Below are 15,410 nucleotides of genomic sequence, written 5' to 3' on the forward strand. Positions count from 1 at the left end.
AAGTCTCTGATAAGCAGAGATATCCGGTTAATCACCTCCGATGCCCCACAAAACGGACTCTGGGGGCATTTATGGAGGGTTCCTGACTTTTGCGGCGGTGGGCGGACCCCTGCGGCGGCGGCGATAGCCTTGTCAGGTGCGTATAGCGAGGTTCTCCACAGGCGAAGGCGTGTCGTTCGGCGTGGTCGAAGGCGGCCCTGGAGAGGAGTTCGTCTCCACGGTCTCCGGCCATCCGTTCGGCCAGGTGCAGTTCACCGGTGACCGCTTCCCGCTGTCCCAGGTGAAGCTGCTGGCCCCGATGCTGCCGAGCAAGGTCGTCGCCATCGGCAGGAACTACGCCGAGCACGCCCGCGAAATGGGCAACGAGGTGCCCGACGAGCCGCTCATCTTCATGAAGCCGTCCACGTCGGTGATCGGCCACGGCGAGGCCATCGCCTACCCGACCTCGCTGTCCGACCGGGTCGACTACGAGGGCGAGCTGGCCGTGGTGATCGGCAGGCTCTGCCGCGACGTGCCCGTCGACCGGGTCAAGGACGTCATCTTCGGCTACACCTGCGCCAACGACGTCACCGCCCGCGACCTGCAGAAGAAGGACGTGCAGTTCACCCGGGCCAAGAGCTTCGACACGTTCTGCCCGCTCGGGCCCTGGATCCAGACCGATCTCGACGCGAGCGACCTCGCGCTGACCACCACGGTCAACGGCGAGATCCGGCAGAGCGGCCGCACCAGCCAGCTCATCAACGACATCCCCGCGCTGGTCGCCTACGTCAGCGCGGTCATGACGCTGATCCCCGGCGACGTCATCCTGACCGGCACCCCGGCGGGCGTCGGCCCGCTGGAGATCGGCGACGAGGTCAGCGTCGGCATCGAAGGCATCGGCACTCTCACGAACAAGGTGGTCTCCCGTGACTGATCTACGGGTGCGTTTCGCCCCGTCCCCGACCGGCATGTTCCACGTCGGCGGCGCCCGTACGGCGCTGTTCAACTGGGCCCTCGCCGAACAGTCCGGCGGCCGCTTCGTCCTGCGCATCGAGGACACCGACGCCACGCGCAACCGTCCGGAGTGGACCGAGGGCATCATCTCGGCGCTCGACTGGATCGGCATCAACGGCACCAACCCGGTGTTCGAGGGCCCCTACTTCCAGTCGGCCTACGAGCCGCAGCACCGCGAGGCCGTGGCCAAGCTGCTGGCCGACGGCAAGGCGTACCACTGCGACTGCACCCGCGAGACCCTGGTGGCCCGCACCGGCTCCGAGCACAAGGGCTACGACGGGTTCTGCCGTGAGCGCGGCCTGACCGAGGGCGCGGTGCGCTTCCGCACCCCCGACGAGGACGTCACCGTCGTCGAAGACCTGATCAGGGGCAACGTCGAGTTCCCCAACGAGGCCCAGGAAGACTTCGTGATCGCCCGCACCGACGGCTCGCCGCTCTACGTGCTGGCCAACGCCGTCGACGACATCACCCAGGGCATCACGCACGTCGTGCGCGGCGAGGAGCACCTGGGCAACGCCGCCAAGCAGGTGCTGCTGTGGCCGGCGCTCGGCGCGACCCCGCCGGTCTGGGCCCACCTGCCGGTGATCGTCAACGAGCAGCGCAAGAAGCTGTCCAAGCGCCGCGACAAGGTGGCCCTGGAGGACTACCGCGACGAGGGCTACCTCGCCGAGGCCATGGTCAACTACCTCATGCTGCTCGGCTGGGGCCCCGGTGAGGACCGCGAGATCATGCCGTGGGCCGAGATGGTCCCGCTGTTCAGGCTTGAGGACGTCAACTCCGCCAGCGCCTTCTTCGACGAGAAGAAGCTGCGGGCCTTCAACGGCGAGTACATCAGGGCGCTGCCGCTGGAGACCTTCGAGGAGCGCTGCTCGCCCTACCTCGACCCCACCTGGGACCGCGAGCTGTTCAGCAAGGTCGCGGCGCTGGCCCAGACCCGCATCGGCGTGCTGTCGGAGATCAGGCAGAACGTCGACTTCCTCTTCCTCGACGAGCCCGTCTTCGACCAGCCGTCCTGGGACAAGGCGATGAAGAACTCCCCGGTGGAGATCCTCACCGCCTACCTCGACCGCCTGGAGACGGTCCCCTGGGACGCGGAGTCGCTCAAGGAGGCCCTGGAGGAGGTCGGCGCGCCGCTCGGGCTCAAGCTGGGCAAGACCCAGGCCCCCGTACGCGTGGCGATCACCGGCCGGACCGTGGGCCTGCCGCTGTTCGAGTCGATCGAGGTGCTCGGCCGCGAGCGTGCCACGGAGCGGATCCGAGCGGCGCTAGCGCGCCTGCGAGGCTGAGCGACGCCCCGACGGCCATCGACAGCCACACCCCCGTGACACCGAGCCACGAGCTCAGCAGGTAGGCGAGGGGCAGCTGCACCGCGAAGCCCGCCAGCGTGGCGGCGAGCAGGCGGCTGCCCCTTCCGCTCGCCTGGAGCACCCCGCCGACGGCGATCAGCCCGCCGAACGGCACCAGGTAGAGCGCCATCCACCGCAGGAAGCCCACGGCCACCGCCGGGTCGTCGGTGAACAGCCCGGCCGCGGGCGCGGCCACCACGTTGAGCACGACCGCGACCGCCGCCCCCGTCACCAGCCCGAGCCGCAGCGGCGACCCGACCGGCTCCGACCGCGCGGTACGGATCATCGCCGCCTGGCGCAGCGCGTAGAAGACCATGACCCCCGCCAGCATGATCTTCTGGCCGATGCCGTACCCGGCGACCTCGGCCGTGCCGAACCCGGCCACGATCTCCACCAGCGCCATGCCCACCAGGGAGCGGGCCAGGAAGTCGCCCGACATGGGCAGGCCGGTCCGCAGCACCTCGCCGGCGAGCAGGCCGTCCCCGGCGGGGGCGCGGAGCCGTACGACGGAGGTGACCGCCACTCCGAGCGTGACCAGCCGCGCCGCCACGGTGGCCAGCGCGGCTCCCTGGACGCCCAGGTCGAGGCCGTAGATGAACAGCGGGTCCAGGGCGATGACCAGGGCGTTGCAGATCAGCGCGTTCCGCATGGGGATCCTCGTGTTGCCCAGTCCCTTGAGGATCCCGTCCACGACCGTCTGGGCGAAGAACACCGGCAGCCCGCCCAGCGAGACCAGGAAGAAACCGGCCGTCAGCCGGGGATCGTCGGTGAACAGGGCCGCCAGCGGCTCGCGCAGCAGCACGCCCGGGACGGCGACGGCGACCGAGAACGCGGCCCACAACACCCAGCCCGTCCTGATCACGGGCCTGATCGGCGCGTGCCCGTCACGCCGCCCGATGAGCACGGTCACCCCCGTCGGGACGGCCAGGAACAGCCCGTAGGCCAGGTATTCGGCCGTGGTGCCCACGGTGACGGCCGCGATGGCGCCCTCCCCGAGCCCCGAGACCCACAGCAGGTCGATCACCCCCACGGCGACCACGGCCGTGAGCAGCTCCACGTAGATGGGGAGAGCCAGCCTGAGCATGCCAATACCTCGTTTCGTTGTACCTCTTTTAGAGGTATAGCGTTACGATGCACGCCATGGCAAGCGGCGGCGATCTGTCCCTCACCATCCTGGGATTCCTGAACGAGCGTCCGATGCACGGCTACGAGCTCAAGGCGCGCCTGACCGCGCTCACCGGCCACCTCCGCCCGGTCAGCGACGGCGCCCTCTACCCCGCCATATCGAGACTGGAGGCCAAGGGGCTGGTCGAGCGGCACGAGGAGGCGGGCGCGGCGGCGGCCCGCAGGCAGGTGCTCACGCTCACCGGGAAGGGCCGCGAGGAGCTGCTGCGGCGGCTGCGCGACCCGAGCGAGCTCGACATCAGCGACCAGACGCGCTTCTTCGCCCTGCTGACGTTCCTGTCGGCGCTGCCCGACCCCGCCGACCGGTCAAGGGTGCTGCGCCGCAGACTGGCCTTCCTGGAGGCCCCGGCGAGCTTCTTCCACGAGGGCGGCCGGCCGGTCCGGATCAAGGACGAGCCGGACCCGTACCGGCGGGGGATGCTGGAGATCGCCCGCGCGTCGAGCCGGGCGGAGAAGGAATGGCTCCGGCAGCGCATCGAGGAGCTGCCGGAGCCATAGGAGAAGCCCCATCGGAAAAGACGGGGGAGTGGCGGTCAGTCGAGGCCGCGGCGGGCCAGCAGCGGCCCGATGCCCGGCTCGCGCCCGCGGAAGTTGCGGAAGGCGGTCAGCGGGTCGAGGCTGCCGCCCCTGGAGAGCAGCTCGCGGCGGAAGTGGTCGCCGTTCGCCCTGGTCAGGCCGCCGTTCTCCTTGAACCACTCCACGCTCTCGGCGTCGAGCACCTCGCTCCAGATGTAGGAGTAGTAGCCGGCGCTGTAGCCGCCCGAGAAGATGTGGGCGAAGTAGTTCGTCCGGTAGCGGGGGCGCACCAGCGCCACGTCGATCCCGGCCGCCTTCAGCGCCTCCTGCTCGAACGCCTGCGCGTCGGCCACCTGCTCGCCGTCAGCCAGCCTGTGCCAGGCCCAGTCGAGCAGCGTGGCCGCCAGGTACTCGACCGTCGTGAAGCCCTGGTTGAACTTCTCGGCCGCGTTGAGCTTCTCCACCAGCTCGGCGGGCATCGGCTCGCCCGTCTCGTGGTGCTTGGCGTAGTTGGCCAGGACCTCCGGCCAGGTCACCCACATCTCGTTGACCTGCGAGGGGTACTCGACGAAGTCACGCGGCACGCTGGTGCCCGACACGCGCGGGAAGCGCACCTCGGAGAACAGCCCGTGCAGCGCGTGCCCGAACTCGTGGAAGGCGGTGTTCACCTCGTCGTACGTCAGCAGCGTCGGCCCCGAGGCCGGCTTGGTGACGTTGAGGTTGTTCATGACCACCGGCAGCTCGCCGAACAGGTGCGACTGGTCGACCAGGTTGTTCATCCACGCGCCGCCGCGCTTGTTCGCCCTGGCGTACGGGTCGAGCAGGAACAGGCCGAGCGGGCCGCCGTCCTCGTCGAACACCTCGAAGACGGCCACGTCGGGGTGGTAGCCGTGCAGGTCGGGCCGCTCGGTGAAGGTGATGCCGTAGAGCTGGGTGGCGGCGAAGAACACGCCGTCCCTGAAGACCCGGTTCAGCTCGAAGTAGGGCCGCATGGCGTCGGCGTCGAAGTCGTAGCGGGCCAGCCGCACCTTCTCCGAGTAGTACGACCAGTCCCACGGCTCGATCCCGAACCCGGCCTGCTCGGTCAGCGCCTCGGCCTCCTTGCCGGCGTTGCGCACGGCCGGGCCGACGAGCTGGCCGAGCATCTCCTCGACCGCCTCGACGGTCTTGGCCGTCTGGTCGGCCACCGAGTAGGCGGCGTGGTCGGGGAAGCCGAGCAGCGCCGCCCGCTCGGCCCGCAGCGTCGCCATCCTGGCGGCCCGCCCGAAGTTGGCCGGGGCGCGCTCGACGCTCAGCTCGTACAGGCGGCGGCGCACGTCGCGGTCGGTGAGCTGGGCCAGGCCGGGCTGGTTGGTGAAGTTCAGCAGCGGCAGCGCGTACGTGCCGTCGTCCTTGCGCAAGGACTCGATCCTGGCCTCGTCGAAGCCGTCGAGCTCCTTGGGGTCCGTGACGACCAGGGCCTCCTCGGTGGACGCCTTGAGCAGGGTCTGTGCGAACTCGGTCGAGAGCTTCGACAGCTCACCGTTGAGCTCGCGCAGCCGGTCCTGCTCCGACTCCGACAGGTCGGCCCCGGCCCGGACGAAGTCCTCCCGGTACTTCTCCAGCAGCCACGCCTCCTCGGCGTCGGACGTGCCGACCTGCTTGATCCGCGCCCACAGCGCCCGGTTGAGGCGGATCGCGTCGTTGTGCGCGGTCAGCTTCGGGGAGATCTCCTTCTCGATCTCCATGATCCCGTCGCTGGAGTTGGACGCGGCCATGCTGAAGAAGACCGTGGCCGTGCGGTCGAGGATCCGCCCAGAACGCTCCAGGGCCGCGATCGTGTTGTCGAAGGTGGGCGGCTCGGTGTTGTTCGCGATCGCGTCGACCTCGGCCAGGTGCTCGGCCATGCCGCGCTCGAACGCGGGCAGGTAGTGCTCCTCGCGGACGTCCGCGAACGGCGGCAGCTGGTACGGCAGGCTACTAGGGGCGAAGAACGGGTTCTCGGCCAACGCTGGGGCTCCTCCACGTGGTGTTTTGTCCTCTTCAGCTTGGCACGTCGGAGCCCCTGCCGCAGTCGGCCGGACACCGCTTCGGCAATCGTTTTGGTCTTACCCCCCTAGCTGGGCTATTCTTTCGGACGTCGCCAAGCGCGCTCCGCGAAGGGGTTCGCAGCGGTGGGGTATGGTGTAATTGGCAGCACGACTGATTCTGGTTCAGTTAGTCTAGGTTCGAGTCCTGGTACCCCAGCAAGTTCCTGAAACGGATGTCTCCTTGAGAGATGTCCGTTTTTTCGTTTCGTCAGGCCGTCCAGGATCTCGGTGATCCCGCGGTACTCCGCCGCCGTGGCCGCGTGCCCGGCGTCCACCCGCGCCGGCCAACGTCGCCAAGCACGCCGATGCCACCAGGGCGGCCCTGACTCTGTCGTACAGGGGCGAAGTCGGCATGTTCGACATCCCGTGACGACGGACGCGGGTTTCGTTCCGCAGGAGGCTGTTGAGGGCTTCGGGGCGGAGGGGTGCGGCGGTGGGCCCGCGCGAGCTCGACGTCCGCGACCGTGCCGACGTCGTGGCCGAGGGCTTCCGCCGCAGGCTGCCCGGCGGGTAGCGTCCCCCGGCTCATGGACGAATTCCGCATGCGCGAGGGCGGCCTGGCCCGCTTCGTCGCCCCCCTTCGCCGCGCCGCTCGGGCTCTTCTTCGCCGTCTGCCTGCTCCTCGGTGCGATCCTCACCGGCAGCTCCGCGCTGGGCGTCGTGATCGGCGCGGTGGCCACGGCGGCCCTGTTCGGCGTGCTCGTCGTCAAGCACCGCCGACTGGTCGCGGGCACGGTGGTGCGGTTCACACCGGAGGGCGTGGAACTGGCCGACGCCCGCGGCTTCCGGGTGCGCCTGCGCTGGCCCGACATCTCCAGGATCGACGTGGTGGACACCCAGCCGGCCGACCCCGTCACCGGACGGCCCGAGGTCGCGATCCCGCTGGGCGAGATCGACCCGCTGTGGGAACGGGGGCCGATGGGCGACTGGGTCCGCCGCCTCAGGCCCGATCTCATGCGCTGACAACGGGTTGGTTGTGGTCTGCGGGGTGCGGTAGAGTTACCTGCGTCGCCGGGGAGACCCGGCACCAGCTTGTGAACAGGGTCCCGTCGTCTAGTGGCCCAGGACGCCGCCCTCTCAAGGCGGTAGCGCCGGTTCGAATCCGGTCGGGACTACCACTGTCACAAGCTGAGCGAAGGTCCCGTCGTCTAGTGGCCCAGGACGCCGCCCTCTCAAGGCGGTAGCGCCGGTTCGAATCCGGTCGGGACTACGTTCACCCAAAACGCTCCGATGCGTCAAGCATCGGGGCGTTTTCGCGTTGTACGGGCCCGTCCGCGAACGGGAACAGGGCCCCACGCGGAACGCGCGGAGCCCTGGCCGTTGCGGGGTCAGGCCGAGGAGCGGGCCTTGAACAGGGCGCGGCGGGCCGCCTTGGCGACCTGCTTGTCGGGGTGGACCTGCGAGATCAGGTCGAGCAGCTCCTCCACGTGCGCGTGCGGGATCTTCCAGATCACTTCGAGAAGCCCGTTGACCATGTCGGGGCCGATGTCCCGCAGGCTGCTGACGAACTCGGAACGCCCCAGCCCGGCCGAGATCGTCCACATGTCGAGGATCAGCCAGTGGGTGTCGTCCTGGGTGGGCTCGGGCGCCCCCTCGACCTCCAGCTGGCTCAGGTGCGTCGCCGCGTACGGCCGCAGCGACGGCTGCTTGAGCACCGCCTGCCAGGCCGGGACGGCGGCCTCGCCCAGGGTGCCTACCACGCTGGCCGCCTGCACCCGGATCAGGGCGTCGCTCTCGTCCTCGGCCGCCGCGCCGAGCAGTTCCTCGGCGGCCTTGGCCGGCTCCCTGAGCCGCATCCAGGCCGCGAACTCGGCGTCGGCCTCCTCCTCGGGCAGCTCGGCGCTCAGCGCGAGCAGCTCGTGGGCGCTCATCGACTCGATCGCGGGCCGGGCGTCGACCTCGATGTCGGCGTCGTCCACCAGGTGGACGACCCCTTCGGTGCCCAGCGGGGTGAGGCGCACGGTCGTGCCCTCGACCTCGATCATGCCGTAGCCGACCAGCCAGTCGATGGCGGGGACCAGCGGGTCGCCGGCCGCCTCCCAGGCGTCGCCGCCCAGCTCGTCGAGGTCGGCGGCGGCCTCGGCCAGCTCGCGGGCCAGGTCGTCGCGCTCGCGCGAGCCGCCGGCCAGCAGCAGCCTGACCAGCAGGCCCCGGGTCAGGCCGGCCAGCGCCATCGTCAGGTCGTCGTCGTCGAGCTCGGGGTCGCCGTAGTCGACCGAGTGCAGGCCGAGCATCCAGGCGTCGAGGACGTCCTCGTCGTCGTCGAACGGCCACTCGGAGGTGTCGTCCTGGACGGCGACGGTGTTGCCCTCGCCCGGTTCGAGGAACTCCAGGTCGACCGCGAGGTTCCAGATGTTCCAGAGTTGCGGGACCACCTCGGCCACCGGGCCGTCGGTCTCGGGCCTGGGCAGGCCGACGGTGGCCAGCGCCTCCTCCACCTCGGCGTCGGTGAGCAGGGTGTCCTCGCCGACGCGGCGGCCGGAGCCCACCCACAGCGCCAGGTCGCGGGCCTTGGCGACCAGCGGCGCCTGGCGGGCGGCCGCGGCCAGCTCGGAGTCGGGCCGCAGCCTGATCGTGTCGAGCTCGGCCAGCTCGTCGGCGAACGCCTCGAAGTCGCCCAGGTCGCCGGTCTCGTCCTCCTCGTCACCCGCGCCGTCGTCGTCGAGCAGGTCTTCCATGAGCTCGACGAACTCGTCCTCGACGTCGTCCAGCTCGGCCTGAAGGTCGGCGAGGGAGTCAGAGCCCTCGGCGAGCCTGCCGGTCTGGGAGAGGAACGTCAGGTACGCGTCGACGGCGGGCAGCATGCCGTCGGCGGCGGCGTCGGGATCCTCCACCACCTTCGGCATGCGGTCGAGCAGCAGGTTGCGCAGGTCAGCACGCTTCCACGTGCCGAGGTCCTGCGAGAAGGCGAGACGGTGCCAGAGTGCGGCAGGCCCCACGAGCTCGGGGTCGCTTCCGGGCGCGTTGGAGCGGGCCCACATGATGAACTCTTCGAGCAGGGGTCGCAGCTCAGTGGCGGCTACCTCGATGCGATCTGTCACGCACTCAGGCTAGTGCGCCCACGAGGCAGTCGGCCCCCGAAATACGAGCTTTCGCCGATCATGACGTGCGGCGCATGGCCTCGGTGATGCGTTCGGCGGCCGCCATGACGGGCACGGCGTGCAGCCGGCCGGGCGCTCTGGTGAGCCGCTCGATGGGTCCGGAGACCGAGACGGCGGCGATCACCTTGCCTCCGCTGCCCCTTATGGGAGCGGACACGCTGGCCACCCCCTGCTCGCGCTCGCCGACGCTGTGGGCCCACCCGCGGCGTCGTACGGAGGCGAGGGTGGCGGCGGTGAACTTGGCGCCGCGCAGGCCCCTGTGCAGCCGGTCCGGCTCCTCCCAGGCCAGCAGGATCTGGGCGGCCGAGCCCGCCGTCATCGGCAGCGCCGAGCCCACCGGGACGGTGTCGCGCAGGCCGCTGGCCCGCTCGGCCGCCGCCACGCAGACCCGCTCGTCACCCTGGCGCCGGTAGAGTTGCGCGCTCTCGCCGGTCAGGTCGCGCAGCTGCGTCAGCACGGGCGAGGCCACCGCCAGCAGCCGGTCCTCGCCGGCCGCCGTGGACAACTCCGAAAGCCGCGGCCCGAGCACGAACCGGCCCTGTGTGTCGCGGCTCACGATGCGGTGGTGCTCAAGTGCGACGGCCAGCCGGTGGGCCGTGGGGCGGGCCAGGCCGGTGGCCTGGACGAGCTGAGCCAGGGAAGCGGGCCCCGCTTCGAGGGCATTGAGTACAAGAACGGCCTTGTCGAGTACTCCGACTCCGCTAGAGTTGTCCATACACCGATACTGCCGTCTCGACATATGAGAAAGCAAGTCGGAGGCAATCTCAAGGAGGAGATCATGGGCCGCACACTGGCCGAGAAGGTCTGGGAGCAGCACGTCGTCCGCCGTGCGGAGGGCGAACCCGACCTGCTCTACATCGACCTGCACCTCATTCACGAGGTGACCAGTCCGCAGGCGTTCGACGGACTCCGTCTCGCCGGCCGGAAGGTGCGAAGGCCCGATCTCACCATCGCCACCGAGGACCACAACGTCCCGACCGTCCTCGGCCCGATCTCCGACCCCGTCTCCAAGGGCCAGGTCGAGACGCTGCGCAAGAACGCCGCCGAGTTCGGCATCAGGCTGCACCCGATGGGCGACGCCGGCCAGGGCGTGGTGCACATCATCGGCCCGCAGTTCGGCCTGACCCAGCCGGGCATGACGATCGTGTGCGGCGACTCGCACACCTCCACCCACGGCGCCTTCGGCGGCATCGCGTTCGGCATCGGCACCTCCGAGGTCGAGCACGTCCTGGCCACCCAGACGCTGCCCGCCTACCGGCCGAAGACGATGGCCATCGAGGTCTCGGGCGAGCTGCCCGACGGCGTCACGGCCAAGGACCTGATCCTGGCGATCATCGCCCAGATCGGCACCGGCGGCGGCCAGGGCTACATCGTCGAGTACCGTGGCGAGGCCGTGCGCAAGCTCTCCATGGAGGGCCGCATGACCGTCTGCAACATGTCCATCGAGGCGGGCGCCCGCGCCGGCGTCATCGCCCCGGACGAGACCACGTTCGCCTATCTCAAGGACCGCCGGCACGCCCCCAAGGGCGAGCTGTGGGACCAGGCCGTCGAGTACTGGAAGTCGCTGCGCACCGACGACGACGCCGTCTTCGACAAGGTCGTGGAGATCGACGCCTCGACCCTGACCCCGTACGTCACGTGGGGCACCAACCCCGGCCAGGGCCTGCCGCTGGGCGAGTCCGTGCCCAGCCCCGACAGCTTCGCCGACCCGGTCGCGCGCTCGGCCGCCGAGCGCGCGCTGGAGTACATGGGCCTGACCGCGGGCACGCCGCTGCGCGAGATCGAGGTCGACACCGTCTTCGTCGGCTCGTGCACCAACGGCCGCATCGAGGACCTGCGCTCGGCCGCGGAGATCCTGCGCGGCCGCCAGGTCCGCACCCGCACGCTGATCGTGCCCGGCTCGATGCTGGTCAAGCTCCAGGCCGAGCAGGAGGGCCTGCACGAGGTGTTCAAGGCCGCCGGCGCCGAGTGGCGCGAGGCCGGCTGCTCGATGTGCCTCGGCATGAACCCCGACACGCTCCAGCCCGGCGAGCGCAGCGCCTCCACCTCCAACCGCAACTTCGAGGGCCGCCAGGGCAAGGGCGGCCGCACCCATCTGGTGTCGCCGCAGGTCGCCGCCGCGACCGCCGTCACCGGCCGCCTGACCGCCCCCGCCGACCTGTAAGGAGAACCGACCGATGGACGCCTTCACCACCCACACCGGTACGGCGGTGCCGCTGCGCCGCAGCAACGTCGACACCGACCAGATCATCCCGGCCGTCTGGCTCAAGCAGGTCAGCCGCACCGGCTTCGAGAAGGGCCTGTTCGCCGCCTGGCGCGAGGACCCGACGTTCGTCCTGAACGACCCCTCCTACGAGGGCGGCTCGATCCTGGTCTCCGGCCCCGACTTCGGCACCGGCTCCTCCCGCGAGCACGCCGTGTGGGCCCTGCAGCAGTACGGGTTCCGCGCCGTGATCGCCGCCCGGTTCGGCGACATCTTCCGCAACAACTCCACCAAGATGGGCCTGCTGCCGGTCGTCCTGCCCGGCGAGAAGGTCGAGGCCCTGCAGTCCGCCGTCGAGGCCGACCCCACGCTCCAGGTGACCGTCGACCTGCTGGAACGCCAGGTCCGCTGGGCCGGCGAGGTCGTGCCGTTCGAGATCGACGACTACACCCGCTGGCGCCTCACCGAGGGCCTGGACGACATCGGGCTGACCCTGCGTCACGCCGACGACGTGGCCGCGTACGAGAATGGTCGGCAGCCATGGCTGCCGACGACCGTCTAGAGGACGACCAACTGGCGCGGCGGTTGCGCGAGGCGCACCGCCGCGTCCGCCTGCTCCCCGCCGCCGACAAGGAACGCGCGGCCCGCCGCTACCTGTCCATCTGCGATCTCGCCAAGCGCGATCCGGAAAGGGCGGCCACCCGCCTCGACGCCTTTTTGAGCGCGCTCGACACGCCACGCGAGGGGGAAAACACGCTGGGTGATTGAGTTCCCCCGCGATCCCGCCTACTTTCGAGCGCGTAAGGGGTTTCTACGTCGAACTCGAGAGCTGGAACCCCGAGCCGTCACTGGGGGAGCAGGACTTTCATGAACAAGCGAGAGCTCGTCGACGCCATCACCGATCGGGTGGGCGACAAAAGGACGGCCACCGAGGCCGTCAACGCGGTCATCGAGGCCATCCAGAAAGCTGTGGCGAGCGGGGACAAGGTCTCGATCACGGGCTTCGGCGCGTTCGAGATGGTGAACAAGCCCGCCCGCACTGCCAGGAACCCGTCGACCGGCGCCGAGATCAAGGTCGCCGAGAGCTGGGCGCCTAAGTTCCGTCCCGGCTCCGAATTCAAGGACCTGGTGAACGAGGGCGGCAAGCAGATCGGCAAGAAGAAATAGTCTCAGCGGACATCACGCCCGGGCGGCCCACGCCCGGGCGTTCGCTGTTTTCCGGGACCCCGCCGTCATTCAGGCGCCGGGAATCGGGAACGTCGACAGCGTGATGTAGGTGATCTCCCCGCCGTCGGTGGCCAGATTCACCCGTTGACCCGTGCGCAGCAGCCGCAGCGGCCCCGCGTCGAAGGCGCGCGTGCCGAACTCCAGCACCGTCCCGTCGTCGAGGAAGACCGAGCCGGAACGGGTGACCTCGTCGAAGCTGCGTACCGTCGCCTGCACGCCGACCAGCCTAAGCCGACCGCCGCCCGGCGGGCGAGAGGCGGCCCGCAGGATCACTCCCGCGGCCACAGGTCGGCGACCACCGCCGCCGTGTGCCGGCCCAGGCCCAGGGCGAGGGCCGCGCGCAGGTCGTCGGGGGTGTCCACGTCCCGCCGGAGCGAGTCGATGCCCGGCACGCACAACTCCTTCGCGCCGCCGGCCAGGTGCTTGGCCCGCGACTCGCCGCCGAACCGCGGCGTGAACGGCCGCCCCGGCAGCACGCCGTAGAACGTCGTGCCGACCTCCTGGGCGTCCGGCACGAACGACTGGTCGAACTCGGCCGCCGCCGTCAGCGCCGTCGCCAGCTCGGCCGGTCGCAGGGCCGGCAGGTCGGCCTGGAGGGCGCCCACCGCGTCGCCGGGCGCGACGCGTACGGCATGGGCCGCGCCCGTGCGCAGCGCGGTGTTGAGCCCGCGGTCGGGATCGTGCACCACCTCCGCGCCCAGCGCCCCCAGCGGCCCCGCGGCGGCCGGATCGGCGGTCACCACGATCACCCGCGCCACCGCCGGGCACGCCAGCGCCGCCGCCACGGTGTCGCAGGCCACGGCCACGGCCAGTCGCGTACGGTGCGGTCCCGTCGCGGCGGCCAGCCGGGTCTTCGCCGCGACCAGCGTCTTCACCGGAATGACCAGAGACCAGCGGTTGCTCATAGGCTTAAGCATCTCGCCTCGACATCCCACGCGGCCAACCGGGAGACTTGGGGCGAATACCGTACCGGTTGGAGGAGACCATGAGCCGCCCCACGAGACCTTCGCGTTTCTGGGAGTCATTCGCAGTAGCGGTGGTGAAACCGCTGTCGTGGCTCCTGGTGAAGAAGGACTGGCGCAACGGCGAGCGCCTCCCGCGCACCGGCGGCATCATCATCGCGGCCAACCACCTGTCCTGGGCCGATCCCGTCCTGCTGTCGCACTTCCTGTTCAACAACGGCCGCTGGCCGGTCATCCTGGCCAAGGCCGCGCTGTTCAAGGTGCCCTTCCTGGGCCGGGCGCTCAACGGCCTGCTGGCCATCCCGGTCGAGCGGGGCAGCAGCGAGGCGGCCAGGTCGCTCAGCTCCTCGGCCCAGCGGCTGCGCGACGGCGCGGCCATCCTGTTCTACCCCGAGGGCACCTGCACCCGCGATCCCGGCCTGTGGCCCATGGTGGGCAAGACCGGCGCGGCCCGGCTGGCGCTGGAGAGCGGCGTGAAGGTCATCCCCATCGCCCACTGGGGCGCCCACGAACTGCTCCCGTACGGCGCGAAGAAGCCCAGGCTGTTCCCGCGCAAGACCTTCCACGTGACCGTCGGCCCACCGGTCGACCTGTCCAAGTACGAGGGGCAGCCCCTGCGCGCCAGTGTGCTGCGGGAGGCGACCGCCGACATCATGGCGGCCATCACCGAGCAACTGACCGAGCTGCGCGGCGACAAGGCCCCGGAGTCTCCCTACGATCCCGCCGGGCGGTGATGGCATGACAAAGGTAGCCGTTTTCGGCACGGGCTCGTGGGGCACCACGTTCGCCATGGTCCTCGCCGAGGCGGGCAACCAGGTCACGCTGTGGGGGCGCAGGCCCGAGCTGGTCGAGGCGATCGACAAGGACCACGCCAACCCCGACTACCTGCCCGGCGTGACGCTGCCCGAGTCCCTGCGCGCCACCACCGATCCCGTACGCGCGCTCGACGGCGCCGACTTCGTGGTGCTCGCCGTGCCCTCGCAGATGTTGCGGCCCAACCTGACCGCCTGGCGCGAGCACATCCCGTCCGGGGCGGTCCTGGTCAGCCTCATGAAGGGCGTCGAGCTGGGCACGACCAAGCGCATGAGCGAGGTGATCCGCGAGGTCGCCGAGGTGCCCGAGGAGCGCGTCGCTGTGGTGTCCGGGCCCAACCTGGCCAAGGAGATCGCCCACCGCCAGCCCGCCGCCACGGTCGTCGCCTGCACCGACGAGTCCGTCGCCGAACGCCTTCAGGCGGCCTGCCATCTGCCGCCGTGGTTCCGGCCGTACACCAACACCGACGTGGTCGGGGTCGAGCTGGGCGGCGCGGTGAAGAACGTGATCGCGCTGGCCGTCGGCGTCTCGGCGGGCATGGGCATGGGCGACAACGTCAGCGCCATGCTCATCACCAGGGGCCTGGCCGAGATCTCCCGCCTGGGCGCCGCGCTCGGCGCCGACCCCCACACCTTCGCCGGGCTGGCCGGCATGGGCGACCTGGTCGCCACCTGCACCTCGCCGCTGTCGCGCAACCGCACCTTCGGCGAGAACCTGGGCCGCGGCATGACCCTCGCCGAGGTCGTCGCCGCCACCAAGCAGACCGCCGAGGGCGTGAAGTCCTGCGAGTCCGTCCTTGAGCTGGCCAGGAAGCACGACGTCGAGATGCCGATCACCGAGGTGGTCGTCGGGGTCGTGCACGACGGCATGTCGCCGTCGGAGGCGGGCATGCTGCTCATGTCCCGCTCGCCCAAACCGGAACGGTACGGCGTGTGAATCCGGACGTCACCGCGCGCTCGACTCGCTGTCAGGGGGACACCCCGGTAGATTCGGAC

16 protein-coding genes and 3 tRNA genes are annotated in these 15,410 nt (G+C 70.4%); 13 read left to right on the top strand and 6 right to left on the bottom strand.

All coding sequences use genetic code 11. From position 1 onward, the window contains the following. Window positions 1–136 precede the first annotated feature (136 nt). Together ACIHAD_RS18025 and gltX are read left to right on the top strand one after the other, a co-directional pair. Window positions 137–913 carry a fumarylacetoacetate hydrolase family protein gene (locus ACIHAD_RS18025; RefSeq protein ID WP_357697644.1) on the top strand — a complete coding sequence of 259 codons (777 nt, stop codon included), beginning with the start codon at window positions 137–139 and terminating at the stop codon, window positions 911–913. Continuing rightward, window positions 906–2,279 (top strand): glutamate--tRNA ligase, encoded by a 1,374-nt coding sequence (gltX, locus tag ACIHAD_RS18030; RefSeq protein WP_397355605.1) that lies wholly within the window; start codon window positions 906–908, stop codon window positions 2,277–2,279. The genes ACIHAD_RS18025 and gltX overlap by 8 nt, the downstream gene beginning before the upstream one ends. Here gltX and ACIHAD_RS18035 read toward each other — a convergent pair. Continuing rightward, entirely contained in the window at window positions 2,173–3,423 is a 1,251-nt protein-coding gene (locus tag ACIHAD_RS18035) for an MATE family efflux transporter (protein ID WP_397355606.1), read from the bottom strand. The genes gltX and ACIHAD_RS18035 overlap by 107 nt on opposite strands. Window positions 3,424–3,479: 56 nt before the next feature. On the opposite strand from ACIHAD_RS18035, the gene ACIHAD_RS18040 reads away from it, so the two are divergent. Next, a complete protein-coding gene (locus ACIHAD_RS18040; RefSeq protein ID WP_397355607.1) occupies window positions 3,480–4,022 on the top strand; it encodes a PadR family transcriptional regulator in 543 nt (180 codons plus the stop codon). 35 nt (window positions 4,023–4,057) lie between these two features. Here ACIHAD_RS18040 and ACIHAD_RS18045 read toward each other — a convergent pair whose 3' ends face one another. Further along, a complete protein-coding gene (locus tag ACIHAD_RS18045) occupies window positions 4,058–6,028 on the bottom strand; it encodes a M3 family metallopeptidase (RefSeq protein WP_397355608.1) in 1,971 nt (656 codons plus the stop codon). 166 nt (window positions 6,029–6,194) lie between these two features. Here ACIHAD_RS18045 and ACIHAD_RS18050 point away from each other — a divergent pair. The 4 genes from ACIHAD_RS18050 to ACIHAD_RS18065 all read left to right on the top strand — a co-directional run bounded on the left by ACIHAD_RS18050 (window position 6,195) and on the right by ACIHAD_RS18065 (window position 7,319). Next, window positions 6,195–6,266 (top strand) — tRNA-Gln (locus ACIHAD_RS18050). Between the two features lie 503 nt (window positions 6,267–6,769). Beyond that, window positions 6,770–7,072, top strand: a complete 303-nt coding sequence (locus tag ACIHAD_RS18055) for a hypothetical protein (RefSeq protein ID WP_397355609.1) — start codon at window positions 6,770–6,772, stop codon at window positions 7,070–7,072. A gap of 79 nt (window positions 7,073–7,151) precedes the next feature. Then, a tRNA-Glu gene (locus ACIHAD_RS18060) sits at window positions 7,152–7,227 on the top strand. A 19-nt stretch (window positions 7,228–7,246) separates the two neighbouring features. Further along, window positions 7,247–7,319 (top strand) — tRNA-Glu (locus ACIHAD_RS18065). Between the two features lie 118 nt (window positions 7,320–7,437). On the opposite strand, the gene ACIHAD_RS18070 is transcribed toward ACIHAD_RS18065, so the two are convergent. Both ACIHAD_RS18070 and ACIHAD_RS18075 read right to left on the bottom strand, forming a co-directional pair. Beyond that, the gene (locus ACIHAD_RS18070) at window positions 7,438–9,150 is read right to left on the bottom strand and encodes a hypothetical protein (protein WP_397355610.1); all 1,713 of its coding nucleotides are present in this window, start codon (window positions 9,148–9,150) and stop codon (window positions 7,438–7,440) included. A 58-nt stretch (window positions 9,151–9,208) separates the two neighbouring features. After that, the gene (locus tag ACIHAD_RS18075; protein WP_357697664.1) at window positions 9,209–9,925 is read right to left on the bottom strand and encodes an IclR family transcriptional regulator; all 717 of its coding nucleotides are present in this window, start codon (window positions 9,923–9,925) and stop codon (window positions 9,209–9,211) included. A gap of 63 nt (window positions 9,926–9,988) precedes the next feature. Here ACIHAD_RS18075 and leuC point away from each other — a divergent pair, with 63 nt between their 5' ends. The 4 genes from leuC to ACIHAD_RS18095 all read left to right on the top strand — a co-directional run bounded on the left by leuC (window position 9,989) and on the right by ACIHAD_RS18095 (window position 12,580). Next, window positions 9,989–11,374 carry a 3-isopropylmalate dehydratase large subunit gene (gene leuC, locus ACIHAD_RS18080; RefSeq protein WP_397355611.1) on the top strand — a complete coding sequence of 462 codons (1,386 nt, stop codon included), beginning with the start codon at window positions 9,989–9,991 and terminating at the stop codon, window positions 11,372–11,374. A gap of 13 nt (window positions 11,375–11,387) precedes the next feature. Then, window positions 11,388–11,975, top strand: a complete 588-nt coding sequence (gene leuD, locus ACIHAD_RS18085; RefSeq protein WP_397355612.1) for a 3-isopropylmalate dehydratase small subunit — start codon at window positions 11,388–11,390, stop codon at window positions 11,973–11,975. Then, window positions 11,954–12,181: a hypothetical protein gene (locus ACIHAD_RS18090; protein ID WP_397355613.1), complete on the top strand. Its 228-nt coding sequence runs from the start codon at window positions 11,954–11,956 to the stop codon at window positions 12,179–12,181. Before leuD ends, ACIHAD_RS18090 begins: the two co-directional genes overlap by 22 nt. Window positions 12,182–12,280: 99 nt before the next feature. Continuing rightward, the gene (locus tag ACIHAD_RS18095; protein ID WP_352352161.1) at window positions 12,281–12,580 is read left to right on the top strand and encodes an HU family DNA-binding protein; all 300 of its coding nucleotides are present in this window, start codon (window positions 12,281–12,283) and stop codon (window positions 12,578–12,580) included. A gap of 69 nt (window positions 12,581–12,649) precedes the next feature. Here the strand turns inward: ACIHAD_RS18095 and ACIHAD_RS18100 are convergent, their stop codons facing one another. Both ACIHAD_RS18100 and cofC read right to left on the bottom strand, forming a co-directional pair. Then, window positions 12,650–12,856: a hypothetical protein gene (locus ACIHAD_RS18100; RefSeq protein WP_397355614.1), complete on the bottom strand. Its 207-nt coding sequence runs from the start codon at window positions 12,854–12,856 to the stop codon at window positions 12,650–12,652. A gap of 53 nt (window positions 12,857–12,909) precedes the next feature. After that, entirely contained in the window at window positions 12,910–13,545 is a 636-nt protein-coding gene (gene cofC / locus ACIHAD_RS18105; RefSeq protein ID WP_397355615.1) for a 2-phospho-L-lactate guanylyltransferase, read from the bottom strand. A gap of 134 nt (window positions 13,546–13,679) precedes the next feature. Here cofC and ACIHAD_RS18110 point away from each other — a divergent pair, with 134 nt between their 5' ends. Together ACIHAD_RS18110 and ACIHAD_RS18115 are read left to right on the top strand one after the other, a co-directional pair. Continuing rightward, on the top strand, window positions 13,680–14,336 hold the full coding sequence (locus tag ACIHAD_RS18110) for a lysophospholipid acyltransferase family protein (protein WP_397355616.1): 657 nt from the start codon (window positions 13,680–13,682) through the stop codon (window positions 14,334–14,336). 4 nt (window positions 14,337–14,340) lie between these two features. Then, the gene (locus tag ACIHAD_RS18115; protein ID WP_397355617.1) at window positions 14,341–15,351 is read left to right on the top strand and encodes an NAD(P)H-dependent glycerol-3-phosphate dehydrogenase; all 1,011 of its coding nucleotides are present in this window, start codon (window positions 14,341–14,343) and stop codon (window positions 15,349–15,351) included. The last annotated feature ends 59 nt before the right edge of the window (window positions 15,352–15,410 follow it).

The sequence above is a fragment of the Nonomuraea sp. NPDC052265 genome, assembly GCF_044547985.1.
Taxonomy (GTDB): domain Bacteria; phylum Actinomycetota; class Actinomycetes; order Streptosporangiales; family Streptosporangiaceae; genus Nonomuraea.